The sequence below is a fragment of the Streptomyces stelliscabiei genome, assembly GCF_014873495.1.
Classification (GTDB): Bacteria; Actinomycetota; Actinomycetes; order Streptomycetales; family Streptomycetaceae; genus Streptomyces; species Streptomyces bottropensis.
In genome coordinates this window covers 2,943,243-2,959,137 of the sequence record NZ_JADBGF010000001.1, presented here as the reverse complement: position 1 = coordinate 2,959,137, position 15,895 = coordinate 2,943,243, and the positions used below count along the sequence as shown (strand labels likewise).

Annotated in this window: 13 protein-coding genes; 4 read left to right on the top strand and 9 right to left on the bottom strand. The window is 73.2% G+C overall.

Annotated features, from left to right (window positions below; all coding sequences use genetic code 11):
* Nucleotides 1-189: 189 nt before the first annotated feature.
* From H4687_RS12980 to H4687_RS12965, 4 genes are all read right to left on the bottom strand, one after another.
* Nucleotides 190-831, bottom strand: coding sequence for a GntR family transcriptional regulator (locus H4687_RS12980; RefSeq protein WP_046918547.1), 642 nt, complete (start codon nt 829-831; stop codon nt 190-192).
* Between the two features lie 293 nt (nt 832-1,124).
* On the bottom strand, nt 1,125-2,918 hold the full coding sequence (gene sucB, locus H4687_RS12975) for a 2-oxoglutarate dehydrogenase, E2 component, dihydrolipoamide succinyltransferase (RefSeq protein WP_097250375.1): 1,794 nt from the start codon (nt 2,916-2,918) through the stop codon (nt 1,125-1,127).
* A gap of 60 nt (nt 2,919-2,978) precedes the next feature.
* The gene (lpdA, locus tag H4687_RS12970; protein ID WP_046918548.1) at nt 2,979-4,367 is read right to left on the bottom strand and encodes a dihydrolipoyl dehydrogenase; all 1,389 of its coding nucleotides are present in this window, start codon (nt 4,365-4,367) and stop codon (nt 2,979-2,981) included.
* A gap of 302 nt (nt 4,368-4,669) precedes the next feature.
* Nucleotides 4,670-6,208: a leucyl aminopeptidase gene (locus tag H4687_RS12965; protein WP_046918549.1), complete on the bottom strand. Its 1,539-nt coding sequence runs from the start codon at nt 6,206-6,208 to the stop codon at nt 4,670-4,672.
* A gap of 513 nt (nt 6,209-6,721) precedes the next feature.
* On the opposite strand from H4687_RS12965, the gene H4687_RS12960 reads away from it, so the two are divergent.
* Complete coding sequence (locus H4687_RS12960) at nt 6,722-7,507, top strand: endo alpha-1,4 polygalactosaminidase (RefSeq protein ID WP_046918550.1); 786 nt, start codon at nt 6,722-6,724, stop codon at nt 7,505-7,507.
* Between the two features lie 66 nt (nt 7,508-7,573).
* Here H4687_RS12960 and H4687_RS12955 read toward each other — a convergent pair whose 3' ends face one another.
* Nucleotides 7,574-8,383 (bottom strand): adenosylcobinamide-GDP ribazoletransferase, encoded by an 810-nt coding sequence (locus H4687_RS12955; protein WP_050399113.1) that lies wholly within the window; start codon nt 8,381-8,383, stop codon nt 7,574-7,576.
* A 90-nt stretch (nt 8,384-8,473) separates the two neighbouring features.
* Here H4687_RS12955 and H4687_RS12950 point away from each other — a divergent pair, with 90 nt between their 5' ends.
* Nucleotides 8,474-9,322 carry a hypothetical protein gene (locus tag H4687_RS12950; protein ID WP_046920309.1) on the top strand — a complete coding sequence of 283 codons (849 nt, stop codon included), beginning with the start codon at nt 8,474-8,476 and terminating at the stop codon, nt 9,320-9,322.
* A gap of 1,019 nt (nt 9,323-10,341) precedes the next feature.
* Here the strand turns inward: H4687_RS12950 and cobT are convergent.
* Nucleotides 10,342-11,457: a nicotinate-nucleotide--dimethylbenzimidazole phosphoribosyltransferase gene (cobT, locus tag H4687_RS12940; RefSeq protein WP_046920019.1), complete on the bottom strand. Its 1,116-nt coding sequence runs from the start codon at nt 11,455-11,457 to the stop codon at nt 10,342-10,344.
* A 192-nt stretch (nt 11,458-11,649) separates the two neighbouring features.
* On the opposite strand from cobT, the gene H4687_RS12935 reads away from it, so the two are divergent.
* A complete protein-coding gene (locus H4687_RS12935; RefSeq protein WP_050399112.1) occupies nt 11,650-12,498 on the top strand; it encodes a class I SAM-dependent methyltransferase in 849 nt (282 codons plus the stop codon).
* Between the two features lie 85 nt (nt 12,499-12,583).
* On the opposite strand, the gene H4687_RS12930 is transcribed toward H4687_RS12935, so the two are convergent.
* Nucleotides 12,584-13,789 (bottom strand): bifunctional adenosylcobinamide kinase/adenosylcobinamide-phosphate guanylyltransferase, encoded by a 1,206-nt coding sequence (locus tag H4687_RS12930; protein WP_046914255.1) that lies wholly within the window; start codon nt 13,787-13,789, stop codon nt 12,584-12,586.
* A 127-nt stretch (nt 13,790-13,916) separates the two neighbouring features.
* Here H4687_RS12930 and H4687_RS12925 point away from each other — a divergent pair, with 127 nt between their 5' ends.
* The gene (locus tag H4687_RS12925) at nt 13,917-14,120 is read left to right on the top strand and encodes a hypothetical protein (protein WP_046914254.1); all 204 of its coding nucleotides are present in this window, start codon (nt 13,917-13,919) and stop codon (nt 14,118-14,120) included.
* A gap of 310 nt (nt 14,121-14,430) precedes the next feature.
* On the opposite strand, the gene H4687_RS12920 is transcribed toward H4687_RS12925, so the two are convergent.
* Both H4687_RS12920 and H4687_RS12915 read right to left on the bottom strand, forming a co-directional pair.
* Complete coding sequence (locus tag H4687_RS12920) at nt 14,431-15,144, bottom strand: class I SAM-dependent methyltransferase (RefSeq protein ID WP_028796922.1); 714 nt, start codon at nt 15,142-15,144, stop codon at nt 14,431-14,433.
* An 80-nt stretch (nt 15,145-15,224) separates the two neighbouring features.
* On the bottom strand, nt 15,225-15,854 hold the full coding sequence (locus tag H4687_RS12915; protein WP_179860141.1) for a DUF3043 domain-containing protein: 630 nt from the start codon (nt 15,852-15,854) through the stop codon (nt 15,225-15,227).
* Nucleotides 15,855-15,895: the final 41 nt, after the last annotated feature.

Below are 15,895 nucleotides of genomic sequence, written 5' to 3'. Positions count from 1 at the left end.
TGCGTCGGCGGGTGCGGCCGGGTGGGGGTCGTTCGCGCAGGTCCCCGCGCCCCTAAAAGCCCAGGCCCCGGGGGCCGTAGAGCCCACCGCTGCCCCCGCGGGCCCGAAAAGCAAGGGGCGCAGCCCCTGTTCTTCAGGGGCTGCGGGGAACTGCGCGAGCGACCCCCGCCGGACCCGCGGCCGAGACGTCTACGCCGGCTCGTCGTCCGTGTGCGGGGCGCAGCCCAGGACGTGGGACTTGACCAGGTCGGCGATCCGGGGGTCGCGTCGCCGGAACGCCGCGACCAGCTCCTCGTGCTCCTCCGCGTAGGACTGCTGGACCGTACCCAGCCAGCGGATCGACAGCGCGGTGAACACCTCGATCCCCAGCCCCTCCCACGTGTGCAGCAGCACCGAGTTGCCCGCCGCCCGCACCAGCTCCCGGTGGAACGCCACCGTGTGCCGCACCTGGGACGTCCCGTCGGCCTTGCGGTCCGCCTCGTACAGCGCGGCCACATGTGGCTCCAGCGCCGAGCAGTCCTCCGCCAGCCGCTCCGCCGCCAGCTCCGCGGCGATCGCCTCCAGCCCCGCCCGTACGGGGTAGCTCTCCTCCAGATCGGCCGCGGTCAGATTCCGCACCCGTACGCCCTTGTTCGGCGCGGATTCGATCAACCGCAGCGACTCCAGCTCACGCAGGGCCTCCCGCACGGGAGTCTGGCTGACCTCCAGCTCCGTCGCGATCCGCCGCTCCACGATCCGCTCACCCGGCTTCCACCGCCCGCTCACGATGCCTTCCACGATGTGCTCGCGGATCTGTTCGCGCAGCGAGTGGACGACGGGCGCGGTGGTCATGCGGGCTCCTTCGGCGGGGGACCGGCGGGGGACGAGCCCCAGGGGCGTTGACCTCTAGACAATAGAGCCGCGGCCCTCCGGTGGAGAGGCGCACGGGGGTCCTTTCGCGCAGGTGAGACGAGACTTACACGCTGCCATGGGCGGCCGGTTTGTAAAGACCCGTACCGGCCAGGCTCGGCGGTGTCTCCCCGCGGCGGAACGCGGACGCGACGGTGCCCCGCCCGGAGAACTCCGGACGGGGCACCGTCGTCCCGCGATCAGCGGCTTCTGCTCACAAGCCCCTGCTCAGAGACTCACAGACCGAGCTCGACCTCGAACTCGCCCGCCTCCAGGATCGCCTTGACGGCCGTCAGGTAACGGGCCGCGTCGGCGCCGTCGACCAGACGGTGGTCGTAGGAGAGGGTCAGGTACGTCATGTCGCGGACGCCGATGACCGCGCCCTCCTCCGTCTCGATCACGGCGGGGCGCTTGACCGTGGCGCCGATGCCGAGGATCGCGACCTGGTTCGGCGGCACGATGATCGTGTCGAAGAGCGCGCCGCGCGAACCGGTGTTGGAGATGGTGAACGTCGCACCGGACAGCTCGTCCGGCGTGATCTTGTTCGCCCGCACCTTGCCCGCCAGGTCGGCGGTGGCCTTGGCGATACCGGCGATGTTGAGGTCACCGGCGCCCTTGATGACCGGGGTCATCAGGCCCTTCTCGGAGTCCACCGCGATACCGATGTTCTCGGCGTCGAAGTAGGTGATCGTCCCCTCGCCCTCGTTGATCCGGGCGTTGATCGGCGCGTGCGCCTTCAGCGCCTGGGCCGCGGCCTTGACGAAGAACGGCATCGGGGAGAGCTTGACGCCCTCGCGAGCCGCGAAGGAGTCCTTGGCCCGGGCGCGCAGCCTCATCAGACGGGTGACGTCGACCTCGACGACCGAGGACAGCTGCGCCTGCTCGTGCAGCGCCTTGACCATGTTGTCGCCGATGACCTTGCGGATGCGCGGCATCTTGATGGTCTGGCCACGGAGGGGAGAAGCCTCCAGGGACGGCGCCTTCTTGGGGGCGGCGGCCGGTGCGGCAGCGGCGGGAGCCGGAGCGGCGGCAGCGGCCTTCGCGGCCTCGGCGGCGGCGACGACGTCCTGCTTGCGGATACGGCCGCCGACGCCGGTGCCCTTGACGGAGCCCAGGTCGACACCGTTCTCGGCGGCGAGCTTGCGCACCAGCGGGGTGACGTAGGCGCCCTCGTCGGTGGCCTTGGCGGCAGCCGACGCGGCCGGGGCAGCGGCCGGAGCCGGGGCGGCCGGAGCGGGCGCGGCAGCCGGAGCTGCCGGAGCCTCGGCGGCGGGCGCCGGAGCCGGAGCGGCGGGAGCGGCCGGAGCGGGAGCCGGAGCGGCCGGAGCCGGCGCGGCGGGCGCCGGGGCAGCGGCGGCGGGCGCCGGAGCCGGGGCGGCCGGAGCCGGAGCGGCGGCCGGGGCGGCACCGGGAGCGCCGATGACGGCCAGCTTGGCACCGACCTCGGCGGTCTCGTCCTCGGCGACCGTGATCTCCAGCAGCACACCGGAGGTGGGCGCCGGGATCTCGGTGTCGACCTTGTCCGTGGAGACCTCCAGCAGCGGCTCGTCGGCCTCGACGGAGTCGCCGACCTCCTTGAGCCAGCGGGTGACGGTGCCCTCGGTGACGGACTCGCCGAGCGCCGGGAGGACCACGTCGGTGCCCTCGGCGGAGCCGCCGCCGGTGGCCGCCTCGGCGGTCGGGGCCGGCGCGGGGGCCTCCTGCTCGGTGGAGGGCGCGGCCGCGGCGGGCTCGGGGGCCGGAGCCGGAGCCTCCTCGGCGGCGGGGGCCGGGGCGGCGGCGGGCGCGCCCGAGCCGTCGTCGATCAGGGCCAGCTCGGCGCCGACCTCGACCGTCTCGTCCTCGGCGACCTTGATGGACGCCAGGATGCCGGCGGCGGGGGAGGGGATCTCGGTGTCGACCTTGTCGGTCGAGACCTCGAGCAGCGGCTCGTCGGCCTCTACGCGCTCACCCTCGGCCTTCAGCCAGCGGGTGACGGTGCCCTCGGTGACGCTCTCGCCGAGCGCCGGAAGGGTTACGGAAACCGCCATGGTTTCTGTTGCTCCTTAACGATTGCGGAAGTCTGGATCGTCGCTTCGTCGACCGAGGGGTCAGTCGTGCGAGTGCAGCGGCTTGCCCGCGAGGGCCAGGTGGGCCTCGCCGAGCGCCTCGTTCTGCGTCGGGTGGGCGTGGATGAGCTGGGCGACCTCGGAGGGCAGCGCTTCCCAGTTGTAGATCAGCTGGGCCTCGCCGACCTGCTCGCCCATGCGGTCGCCGACCATGTGGACGCCGACCACGGCACCGTCCTTGACCTGGACGAGCTTGATCTCGCCCGCGGTCTGGAGGATCTTGCTCTTGCCGTTGCCCGCGAGGTTGTACTTCAGAGCGACGACCTTGTCCGCACCGTAGATCTCCTTGGCCTTGGCCTCGGTGATACCGACGGAGGCGACCTCGGGGTGGCAGTACGTCACCCGCGGGACACCGTCGTAGTCGATCGGAACGGCCTTCAGGCCGGCCAGACGCTCCGCCACCAGGATGCCCTCGGCGAAGCCGACGTGCGCGAGCTGGAGCGTCGGGACCAGGTCACCGACGGCGGAGACGGTCGGGACGTTCGTCCGCATGTACTCGTCGACCAGGACGTAGCCGCGGTCCATCGCGACGCCCTGCTCCTCGTAGCCGAGACCGGCGGAGACGGGCCCGCGGCCGACGGCCACCAGCAGCAGCTCGGCCTCGAACTCCTTGCCGTCGGCGAGGGTGACCTTGACACCGTCCTGGGTGTACTCGGCCTTCGAGAAGAAGGTGCCCAGGTTGAACTTGATGCCGCGCTTGCGGAAGGCGCGCTCAAGAAGCTTGGAGGAGTTCTCGTCCTCGAGCGGGGCGAGGTGCTTGAGGCCCTCGATGATGGTGATGTCGGTGCCGAAGGACTTCCAGGCGGAGGCGAACTCGACGCCGATGACACCGCCGCCGAGGACGATCGCCGACTTCGGGACGCGGTCCAGGACGAGGGCGTGGTCCGAGGAGATGATGCGGTTGCCGTCGATCTCCAGGCCCGGCAGCGACTTCGGCACGGAGCCGGTCGCCAGCAGGACGTGACGGCCCTGGACGCGCTGGCCGTTGACATCGACGGAGGTCGGGGAGGACAGACGGCCCTCACCCTCGATGTAGGTGACCTTGCGGGAGGCGATGAGCCCCTGCAGACCCTTGTACAGGCCGGAGATCACCCCGTCCTTGTACTTGTGCACGGCGGGCACGTCGATGCCCTCGAAGGTGGCCTTCACACCGAACTGCTCGCTCTCGCGGGCCTGGTCGGCGATCTCGCCCGCGTGGAGCAGGGCCTTCGTGGGGATGCATCCCCGGTGCAGGCAGGTGCCGCCGACCTTGTCCTTCTCGATCAGGGCGACGTCCAGGCCCAGCTGGGCCCCGCGCAGGGCCGCGGCGTAACCACCGCTACCACCGCCGAGGATCACTAGGTCGAAAACGGTGCTGGCGTCGTTCGCCACGTCACGTCCTCCATGCATGTGCGCCGTACGCCGGTCGTCCACGACCGCGCGGCGGCTGGTGTCCGGCCGCTCTTCTTCGGCCCTGTGGTGGGGGCCCTGTCCTGCCGAGCCCCATCTTCGCACTTGTCGAGGGCGAACGAGACGCCGGGCCGGGGTGTGAGACACCACACGCTCAGATGTGAAGGTGTGCTTCGTGACGCGGGCCGACGGCAGCGGCCCCAGGGGCGCGGGGAACTGCGCGACGAGCCACCACGGACCCGCAGCCGCCCACGCCCCTCAGGCGTCGAGCTCCTAGGCGAACATCAGCCCAGGTCACCCGAAGCGGCCCGCTCGGCCAGCCGCACCAGCGTCCTGACGGCCGTCCCGGTACCGCCCTTGGGCGTGTACCCGAAGGGCCCGCCCTCGTTGAACGCCGGTCCCGCGATGTCCAGGTGAGCCCAGGTGATCCCCTCGCCCACGAACTCCTTCAGGAACAGCCCGGCGACGAGCCCGCCGCCGTAGCGCTCACCCATGTTCGCGATGTCGGCGGTCGGGGAGTCCATGCCCTTGCGCAGGTGGTCCGGCAGCGGCATCGGCCACGCCGGCTCCCCGGACTCCTCGGCGGCCTCGTGCACCGCGGAGCGGAACGCGTCGTCGTTGGCCATGATCCCGAAGGTCCGGTTGCCCAGCGCCAGCATCATCGCGCCGGTCAGCGTCGCCACGTCTACGATCGCGTCCGGCTTGTCCTCGGAGGCCTTGGCGAGCGCGTCGGCCAGGACCAGCCGGCCCTCGGCGTCGGTGTTGAGCACCTCCACCGTCTTGCCGCTGTACATGCGCAGCACGTCACCCGGGCGGGTGGCGGAGCCGGAGGGCATGTTCTCGGCGAGGGCGAGCCAGCCCGTGACGTTGACCTCCAGCTTGAGCCGGGCGGCGGCGACGACCGCGGCGAACACGGCGGCGGCACCGCTCATGTCGCACTTCATCGTCTCGTTGTGCCCGGCGGGCTTGAGCGAGATGCCGCCCGAGTCGTACGTGATGCCCTTGCCGACGAACGCCAGGTGCTTCTTCGCCTTGGAGCTGGTGTACGACAGCTGCACCAGCCGGGGCGTGGCCGCGGAGCCCGCGCCGACGCCGAGGATGCCGCCGTAGCCGCCCTTGGCGAGCGCCTTCTCGTCGAGGACGGTCACCTTGATGCCGTGCTCCTTGGCCGCGGTCTGCGCGACGGCGGCGAAGGCCTCGGGGTCCAGGTCGTTCGGCGGGGTGTTGATGAGGTCGCGGGCGCGGTTCAGCTCCTCGGTCACCGCGATGGCCCGCTCGGCGGCCGCCTTGTGGGCCTTGTCGCGCGGCTTCGCGCCGAGCAGGACGACATCGGCGAGCGGCGCCTTGCCGTTCTTGGCCTTCGGGTCCTTGGCGTTGCCCTTGTAGGCGTCGAAGGAGTACGCGCCGAGCAGCGCGCCCTCGGCGACGGCGGCCACGGTGTCGGCGTCCCCGACGGGCAGCGCGAACGCGGCCTTCTTCGTGCCGGACAGGGCACGGGCGGCGGCACCGGCCGCGCGGCGCAGCGCCTCCGCGCCGAACGAGGCGTCCTTCTCGGGCACCGCGCCCAGGCCCACCGCCAGCACGAGCGGCGCCTTGAAGCCGGACGGCGCGGGCAGCTTCGTCACCTCGCCCTCCGCGCCCGAGGCGCCGAGGGTCTCCAGAAGGCCGGCGAGCTTGCCGTCGTAGGCCTTGTCCACGGCTTCGGCGCCCGGCGCTACGACCAGGCCCCCAGGCCGAGATGCAGAGCCCTTCGCGACACCGACCACGATCGCGTCGGCGCGGAGGCCGGGCGCGGCGGCGGTGCTGAGAGTGAGAGCAGTCACGGTGGTGAAATCTCGCTTCCGATTGAGTTTCGGTGGCCGAACGGATGGGTCGACGTGCCGAGAACGAGCCTAGGCCCTTGTTCGGCCCATCGGACCTGGGGCGTGGGCCGGTTGCGTTCCCGCCGTCCGTGCGGTGTCCGCTGCGACCAGCCTCCCCGACTTTGCGCCCCGGGCGTGCAGGGAGATCCCCATGTCTCAGGCATAGGGGGATCCCTTATCGCCGTGCGGCCGTGGCCGTTCCAGGGCCTTCGCGCACGGCACCGACGGTCTCCGCGCGTAGCGTCGGCCACCGGTCTCGCTCACTCCTGCGGGCGTTCACCCCTGGGTGGCTTCATGGTCGCTCTCGTGTCCCGTATGCCATGACCTGAGCCGCTTGCGTCCTGCAGGTGCGTGATCAGCGCATCGGTGCGCATCACTTCCCACCCGACCTCATAGTCGGCGAACCGGCCGCGCCGTACCCGGCGTGGGGGATCATCCCTGGGGTACGTTGCCGCACGCCCTGGAGCCCACCCGATGAGCCGCGCCCCCGCCCGCCGCGCCCTGCTGACCCTGATCCCGCTCCTGTTGGCGGCGGGGTGCACCACGGGGGAGGAGACGGACGCCCACTGGCGGCCGGAGCCCGGCACCCCGTGGCAGTGGCAGCTCAGCGGGCGCCTGGACACCTCCGTCGACGTCCCCGTGTACGACATCGACGGCTTCGACCACTCCGCCGACACGGTCGCCGGGCTGCACGACGACGGCCGCAAGGTCATCTGCTACCTGTCGACCGGCGCCTGGGAGGACTGGCGCCCGGACGCCGAGAGGTTCCCGGACTCGGTGATAGGCAAGGGCAACGGCTGGGAGGGCGAGCGCTGGCTCGACATCCGTGAGACCGACGTCCTCGAACCCCTGATGGCCGCCCGTATCGACATGTGCGCGGAGAAGGGCTTCGACGCGGTCGAGCCCGACAACATGGACGGCTACCGCAACGAGACGGGCTTCCCCCTCAAGGCCGCCGACCAGCTCCGCTACAACCGTCTCGTCGCCCGCCTGGCCCACGAACGGGGCCTCGCGGTCGGCCTGAAGAACGACCTCGACCAGATACCGCGGCTCGTGGACGACTTCGACTTCGCCGTCAACGAACAGTGCGCCCAGTTCGAGGAGTGCGACGACCTGACCCCGTTCATCGAGGCAGGCAAGGCCGTCTTCCACGTCGAGTACGAGAGGGAGACGGGCGACTTCTGCCCCGAGGCCCGGCGTCTGAAGCTCAGCTCGTTGCTGAAGAAGTGGGAACTGGGGGCATGGCGGAAGGCCTGCTGACCCCGACCACCCCGGTCGGCGCCCCGTGGACCCTTCCGGAGGTCCTCTTGGAGGTCCCCTCGGGGATCACCCCAGGGTGAACACGACGAGGGCCGCCGTCGCCGCCGTCTCCGCCAGGCCCCCGAAGACGTCACCGGTGACCCCGCCGAACCGCCGTACGCAGTGGCCGAGCAGAAGCTCGGCGGCACCACAGGCGACGACGACCGCGAGCACCGTACGGCCCAGGTCGTAGGGCCCGAGGAGGGCCCCCGCGCCCGCCGCCGCGCATCCGACCAGGGCGGCCGTGAGCAGCGCGGACCGAACCGGCACCACCCCCGCCACCGCCGCCCCGAGCCCCTCCGGCCGGGCCGGGGGCACGCCGGCGCGCGCCGCCAGGGTCAGTGCCAGCCGCGCGGCGGTCGCCGAGACGGCCGCCGCGAGCGCGCCCAGCGCCCAGGACTCGCCGTACGCCTCGGTGAGCGCGGCGACCTGAGCAAACAGCACCAGGACGAGGGTGACCACCCCGAACGGCCCGATGTCCGACTGCTTCATGATCCGCAGGGCGTCCTCGGCGGGCTTGCCGCTGCCGAGGCCGTCGGCGGTGTCGGCGAGCCCGTCCAGGTGGAGGCCCCGGGTGAGGGCGGCCGGTACGGCGACGGAGGCCACGGCCGCGAGCAGCGGACCGGAGCCGAGGAGCAGCAGGAGGGCGCCGAGCGCGGCCGCGCCCAGACCGACGACCAGGCCGGCGACCGGCGCGCACAGCATCCCGGCGCGCGCGGCCTCCCGGTCCCAGCGGCGCACGCTCACGGGCAGCACGGTGAGGGTGCCGAACGCGAAACGCGGGCCGTCGAGGAGCGCGGGACGGGGCGGGAGGGAGGGCTCGGGGGTCGTGGACACCGGCGCAGGCTACCCGGCGGAGCCGACGGCCTCGGCGGCGGCCGGGGGCGGCCGGGAGCGGCCGGGAGCGGTCGTGGATAAAGTTCGCATATGGGTCACTGGTGGGAGCGGAACATCATCGAGCCGGGCAAACTGCCCCTGCTTCTCGCGCTCACCGCGTTCGTCCTGACCTTCCTGATCACCCGGGTCATCACCCGCCTGATCCGTGCGGGCAAGGGCCCGTTCCGCAACATCAGCGGCAGCGGCGGGGTGCACATCCACCACGTCGTCCCCGGCATCGTCCTCACCGTCGTCGGCGGCTTCGGCTCGGTGGCGGGCGACGGGCACGGCTTCGGCGCGCTGATCTCCGCCGTGCTGTTCGGCATGGGGGTGGGGCTGGTGCTGGACGAGTTCGCGCTGATCCTGCACCTGGACGACGTGTACTGGAGCGAGGAGGGCCGTCAGAGCGTCGAGGTGGTCGTCCTGACGGCCGCCCTCGTGGGCCTGCTGCTCGTCGGCTTCCTCCCCTTCGGCGTCAACGACCTCGACGAGGAGGAGCTGCAGGACCGGGGAGCCGTCATGCTGACCATGGGGACGAACTTCCTCGTCGCCCTGATCGCCCTCGCCAAGGGCAAGGCCCGCACCGCGATCTTCGGGGTGATCATCCCGTTCGTCGCCGTCGTCGGGGCCGTCCGTCTGGCCCGCCCCACCTCCGCCTGGGCCCGCCGCTTCTACCGCCGCCGCCCGCGCGCCCGCGCCCGCTCCTGGAAGCGCGCCTACCGCCACGACCGCCGCTGGACCGGCCCCAGCCGCCGGCTGCAGGACTGGATCGGCGGCGCCCCGGACGCGGCACCGGAACTGGAGTCCGCGGCCCGCCGCCCCGCGCTCCCGGCCGGCCCGTCGGACCCGACCGGGCGCACAGGCCCGCCGGAGCCGGCCGAGCGGCCGGAGCGCCGCTGACGCGCGGCAACGACCCCGCACACCACCAGCACGGCCGCGATCGCCGCCAGATGCTCCTTGCCCGCGAGGTTCTCCTTCACCAGCACCTCGACGACCATCGCCACCACGACCGCCCCCGCCGTGAGGTACGCCCGGTGACGCCACCCCACGAACACGGCGAGCCCCACCACGGCCGCCGACGGCCCGGTGTCCACGACCCGCGCGTCCGACGCGGGCAGCCCGACCAGGAGGACGTCGGGCCCGAGCGCGATGCCCACGCGCGCGTACAGCGTGCCGGCCAGCGTGGCGACGTACGCGATCACCAGGGTCCGCCGTCGGCCCAGACAGATCTCCGCCACCCCGAACACGAGCAGGATCTGCGCCAGCGCACCCCACACGGGCAGGTCCAGCGCCGGTACGAAGAGGGAGAGCGGTGTCCGCAGCAGTGCGAGCCCGAGCGGGTCCTCCGCCCGCACGGCACCGACGTCCTCGACGAACCGGTAGCCCCAGGGCTGCCGGTGCACCAGGTGAACGGCGGCCGCGAGGCAGACGGCGGCGAGCGTCAGGGGGACCGCCCGCAGGCGACGGCCCGTCAGGGCCGGGAGCACGGCCCCGTACAGGCGGCCCCATTCGGCGCGGGCCAGACGGGCGGCCCTGTTCAACGGTCCGTCCTCATCCGTGCGACCTCGTCCGTGCGACTCCAGGAACCTGGCGCGCAGTTCCGCCCGCCATGGTCGAAGACCGCCCGGAGAGGTACGAAGTTGAGCGGGACCCACGTGATCCCGGTCTCTCCCGGCCCGCTCGTCCGGTTGCGTGTGAGGGTCGCGGATGCGGGCGGGATCGGGGGTGCGGGTGGGGCGGCGGGTGCGGGTCCGGTGGGGCTTCTCGCGCAGTTCCCCGCGCCCCTAAAAGCTGAGGCTCTGCGGCCCTGAAAAGCTCGGGGCGCAGCCCGTGCTTTTCAAGGGCGCGGGGAACTGTGCGACCAGCCCCCACTCACCCGCACCCGAGGAACCGACCCCCCGGCCGGGACTGAGGTCGACTCAGGTCGCGTCGTACTCCTCGGCCGGCTTCGCCGACTTCGGCTCCGTCGTGTCCGGCTCCGCCGGGTCGGGCTCGCGCTCGGGCAGCTCCGCCGCCCACGCCGCCGCGGCCCGCACCAACGGCAGCGCCAGCAGCGCCCCCGCCCCTTCCCCGACCTTCACCCCGTGGTCGAGCAGCGGCTCGATGGCCATCCGGTCCAGCGCCTTGGCCTGGGCCGGCTCCCCGCTGCTCTGCCCGGCCAGCCACCAGTCCGGCGCCCGGAAGGCGACCCGCTGGGCGACCAGCGCGCACGCCGCCGACACCACGCCGTCCAGGATCACCGGCATCTTCCGTACCGCGCTCTGCAGCAGGAACCCGGTCATCGCCGCGAGATCCGCCCCGCCGACGGCGGCGAGCAGCTGCAGCTGGTCCCCGAGCACCGGCCGGGCCCGCCGCAGGGCGTCCCGGACCGCCGCGCACTTGCGCATCCACGTCAGATCGTCGATCGCCCGGCCGCCCCGCCCGGTGACGACGGACGCGTCGGTCCCGCACAGCCCGGCGACGAGAACCGCCGCCGCCGTGGTCCCGCCGACGCTCACGTCGCCGAGGACGACGAGATCGGTCCCGGAGTCCGCCTCCTCGTCCGCGAGGGCGACACCCACCCGGAACGCGGCCTCCGCCTCCTCGGCCGTCAGCGCGTCCTCGACATCGATACGCCCCGACCCGCGCCGCACCCGATGCCGGACGACCTCAGCGGGCAGCGCCTCGGGGTCGCAGTCCAGCGCGAGGTCCACCACGCGCACCGGGACGTCGAGCTGGCGGGCCAGCACCGCCACCGGGCTGCTCCCGTCGAGGACGGCCCGCACCAGCTCGTCCGCCGTGCCCGCGGCCCGCGCCGAGACCCCGAGTCCGGCGATCCCGTGGTCGCCCGCGAACAGCAGCACCCGGGCCCGGCCGATCGGCCGCACCGGCACGGCCGACTGCGCCGCCGCCAGCCACTCACCCAGTTCGTCGAGGCGGCCCAGCGCCCCGGGCGGCACGATCTGCCGCTCCCGCCGCGCCTCGGCGTCGCGGCGCACCCCGCCGTCGGGGCGCTCGATCAGATCGGTGAAGTCGTCGAGATTAAGCGAGCTCATTCGCCGAACAGTACCGGCAGCGATCGAACACGACCGCGCCACACCGTGCCCCCGCGACCGGCGAACGTCCCACCGCGCCACGGGCACGTCGTTGCGCCCGGGATCCCGCTCACCTACGTACCTTTTCGGTGCGAATGTCCGTACGTCGTCACCCCGGTCGCGTACGCGATCCCGTCGTTCCCAGGAGCCGCCATGCCCCCCACCCCGCGGCCGGAGCCCGGCCGACCCGCCACGGGAGCCGACCCCTTCCACGAACCGCGCCGCGACGACTGCCCCTGGTGCGGCTCACGGCAGTTGCGTACCCGCGTGCGTGCGCCGGAGGGCAGGCGGCGCACCCCGGGCACCTTCGCGGTGGACGAGTGCCGGGACTGCGCGCACGCCTTCCAGAACCCCCGGCCCACGGCGGACGGCCTGCTGCTCAGACACCACCAGCACCCCGGAGCGGACGACGACCGGACCGCTCCCGACGAGCGCCGGCGCCGCGGACACCACCGGGGCGCCGCCCGCGCACTGCTGCCGTACTCCGAACCGGAGAGCTGGCTGGACGTCGGCACCGGACACGGCCACTTCCCGGCGGCCGCGCGCGCGATCCACCCGTACACCTCCTTCGACGGCCTCGACCCGACCCGGCGCATCGAACGGGCCTGGGAGGCCGGGCGGGTGGAGGAGGGGTACCAGGGCCTGCTCACCGACCCGGAGATCACCGCCCGGCTGCGCGCCCGCTACGACGTGGTCAGCATGTTCCACCACCTCGAACACACCGCCGACCCCCGCGACGAACTCCGCGCCGCCCACACCGTGCTGCGCCCCGGCGGCCATCTCCTCCTCGAAGTCCCGGACCCCGCCCGCCCGTTCGGCTCCCTGACCCTCGGCGACCGCCGCTACTGGAGGCCGCGCGACCGGCCACGCCCCCTCCACCTCATGCCCCTGCGCAACCTCCTCACCGAACTGCGGTCCCTGGGCTACGAGATCCTCACCGCCCGCCCCTGCACCCCGCTCCCGCCCCGCGCGCACCGCATCCTCGCGCGCCGCACCACGTGACGAGCGCCCCCGCCCGCTTCCCCATCCCGTGCCCCCGCCCGCTTCCCCATCCCGTACCTCACTCCCGTAGGGGCGAACCCGTGCCTCACCCCCGCAGGGACAGCGCCTGTCCCGCCACCACCAGCAGCACGTGCTCGCACTCCGCCCCGAAGGCCGCGTTGAGCCGCCCGAGTTCGTCGCGGTAGCGACGGCCGGAGGCGGTGGCGGGGACGATGCCGGAGCCGACCTCGTTGGAGACGGCGACGATCGTGCGGCGCGTGTGCCGTACGGCGTCGGTCAGTTCGGTGACACGCGCCCGGAGCGCGCGCTCCCCGCCGTCGGCCCACTCGGCGTCGTCCCACGCCCCCACCTCGTCCATCGCGTCCGTCAGCCACAGCGAGAGACAGTCGATGAGCAGCGGCGGCCCGTCGTCCTCCTTCAGCAGCGGGACGAGGTCGCAGGTCTCCACGGTGCGCCAGGAACCGGGCCGCCGCTCCCGGTGGGCGAAGACCCGCTCGGCCCACTCCCCGTCGCCGCCCCGCGTCCCGCCGGTCGCCACGTAGAGCACGTCCGGGAACGCCTCCAGCCGCCGCTCGGCCTCCACCGACTTCCCCGACCGCGCCCCGCCGAGCACCAGCGTGCGGCGCGGTACGTCGGGCACGTTTTCGTAGGCGCCCACCGTCAGCGTCGTCCCGTCGGGCACGGCGCGCGCGCCCGCCGCCGCGAGCCGGCGCGGCAACTCGCCGTCCGCCGGCACGTCGTGGTCGAGGTGGACGGCCACGACATCGGTCGTCGGCCCGACGGCACCCGCCCTCCGCAGCCGCGCCAGCGCGTCCGGCCGCCCGAGGACGTCGGCGAGCACCATGTCGTACGGCTGTGCGGCGTGCTCCTCCAGGCCGGCGGGCGCGCCCCTCGGCGGCAGGTACAGCAGGCGTTGCCCGCCCGGCCCGGTCACCGCGTACCCGGTGCCCGGCGCGTCCAGGGCCAGCGCCCGCACCCGGTGCCCGGTCAGCAGCGCCAGCTCCCGCCCGTCCGGCACCCGGCCCGGCTGCGGCAGCCCCGGCGGCACCTCCACGGCGGGTCCGTCGTGCGGGTGCGACAGCAGTACCTGCCGCACCCCGGTCAGGGAGTGCCCGGCGCGCGCGGCCGCGAGGGCGGCGCCCGGAGTGAGGTCGAGCAGCAGTGCGCCGTCCACGAGGAGCGCGGTCGCCCCGCGCGCGGCATCACCGAGCGCGGTCGCGCACGCCGCGCACGGACAGTCGGGGCGGGGAAGCCCCGCGGGGGCGCCGGTGCCGAGCAAAGTCAGTTCCACGCCCCCGATTTTCGCGTGTCCCGATGACCACCCGCAGGTCTTGTGCGTCCGACTAGGCTCAGGGGAGGAACCGGATCTTGCTTGGCACCCTGTGTGCGGTGCCGGGCCGGTACTTACGGAGGCTCACATGGCGGCATGGCTGTGGCGGTTCGAGAAGGCCGACGGGGCGGAGGTCCAGCCCGCGGTCCAGCCCGAGGAGTTCACGACCCAGGGGGACGCCGAGTCGTGGATCGGGGAACACTGGAAGGAGCTTCTGGAGGGCGGCGCCGACCAGGTCCGCCTCTTCGAGGACACGACGGAGATCTACGGCCCGATGAGCCTGCAGGCGTAGCGCTCCGCGGTGGGGCGGGGTCCCTGTCCGGGGCTCCGCCCCGATCCCCGTGGGAGAGCCCGGGGGACGGGGGTTCGTGGACGGGTGCGGGTGGTCGGGGGCTGGTCGCGCAGTTGCCCGCGCCCCTGAGAAGCAGGGGCTGCACCCCGTGCTTCTCAGGCCCGCAGGGCCGTGTCTTCCTGGCTCGCAGGGCTGGGCTTTCACGCTCACAGGGCCTGATGCTTCTAGGGGCGCGGGGAACTGCGCGACAAGCCCCACCGGACCGCCACCCGCCGACGAGACCCGCACCCCCCGAGCTGCCGGGCGTCCCTCAGCCCCGCACCCCGCACAGGTGCAGCAAAGCCGCCACCTGCCGATAGGGATCCGTCCGCCCCGCCCGCTCCTCCGCCGCGAGCAGCGCCTCCAGGTTCCCCTGCCCGTCGGGCACCACCGCGTCGTCCGCGGCGAGATCCGTGAACACCCGCACCCCGTACCACGCGTGCAACGGCGCCCCGATCCCCGCCAGCGCGTCCGTCAGCGTCGCCAGTCGGTCCGCCCGCACATCCAGCCCGAGCCGATTGCGGTACGCGGTGGTGTCGAAGGCGGCCAGCGCCCCGGCCCAGTCCCCGGCCAGCCCCGCCCGCATCGCGAGCGCGTCGCCGTTGCGCACGAGCAGGGACAGCAACCCCCCGGGCGCCAGCATCCGCGCAAGCCCCGCCAGCAGCGCGTCCGGCTCCTCGACGTACATCAGCACGCCGTGACAGAGCACCACGTCGAAACTGCCCGGCAGGAAGTGCACGCCCGTGTCCCGGCCGTCGCCCTCCACGATCCGCACCCGACCCCGGATGCCCTCGGGCTCCGCGGCGAGCGCCTCCCGGGCGACGGCGATCAACTTCGCCTCTCGCTCGATCCCGGTCACCGCGTGCCCGGCACGGGCCAGCCGCAGCGCCTGCGTGCCCTGCCCCATGCCCACGTCGAGGACCCGGAGCCGCTGCCCGACCGGGAAACGTCCGGCTATCTGCTCGTCGACCTGCCGGGAGACCAGCTCCTGCCGTACGACCTCACGCAGAGTGCCCAGCCGGTTCAGCCAGGCCTGCGCCGCACTTCCGGAGAAAGGGGTCGTGCTCAGGGCCGCTCTCCGCGCTTGACCTGCGGCTTCGGCAGCCGGAGGCGACGCATCTGGAGCGTGCGCATCAGGGCGTAGGCCACCGCGCCCTTCTTGTTCGCGTCGGGGAAGCGCTCGTTCAGCTGCTTCTTCAGACGGAACGCGAGAGCGACCGAGTCGACCACGATCAGCACGATCACGAACAGCCACAGCAGCAGCGCGATGTTCTGCAGCGAGGCCACCCGCACCATGCTCAGCACGAGGATGAGCACGGCCAGCGGCAGGAAGAACTCGGCGATGTGGAAGCGCGAGTCCACGAAGTCACGGGCGAACCTGCGCACGGGGCCCTTGTCCCGGGCGGGCAGGTACCGCTCGTCGCCGGTGGCCAGCGCCTGGCGCTGCTTCTCCATGGCGGAGCGGCGCTCGTCGCGGGAGCGCTTGGCGGCCTCCTTGCGCGTCGTCGGCGTATGGGCGACGCTTCGACGCTGGCCTTGGGCCACACTCCGCTTGGGAGTGGGCCGCCCCTTGGGGGCCTGCGGGTGACGGGTCTGCGGGGAGTCGGTCACCGCCGCCTTGTCGGCGGCCGATTCCTTCTCGCTCTTGGCGCGGCTACGGAACACAAAACCCAAGGGTACGGGGTGCCGGGGCATGGACCCCAGCCGAGTGGGGAACGATCCGGCAACACCCGGCG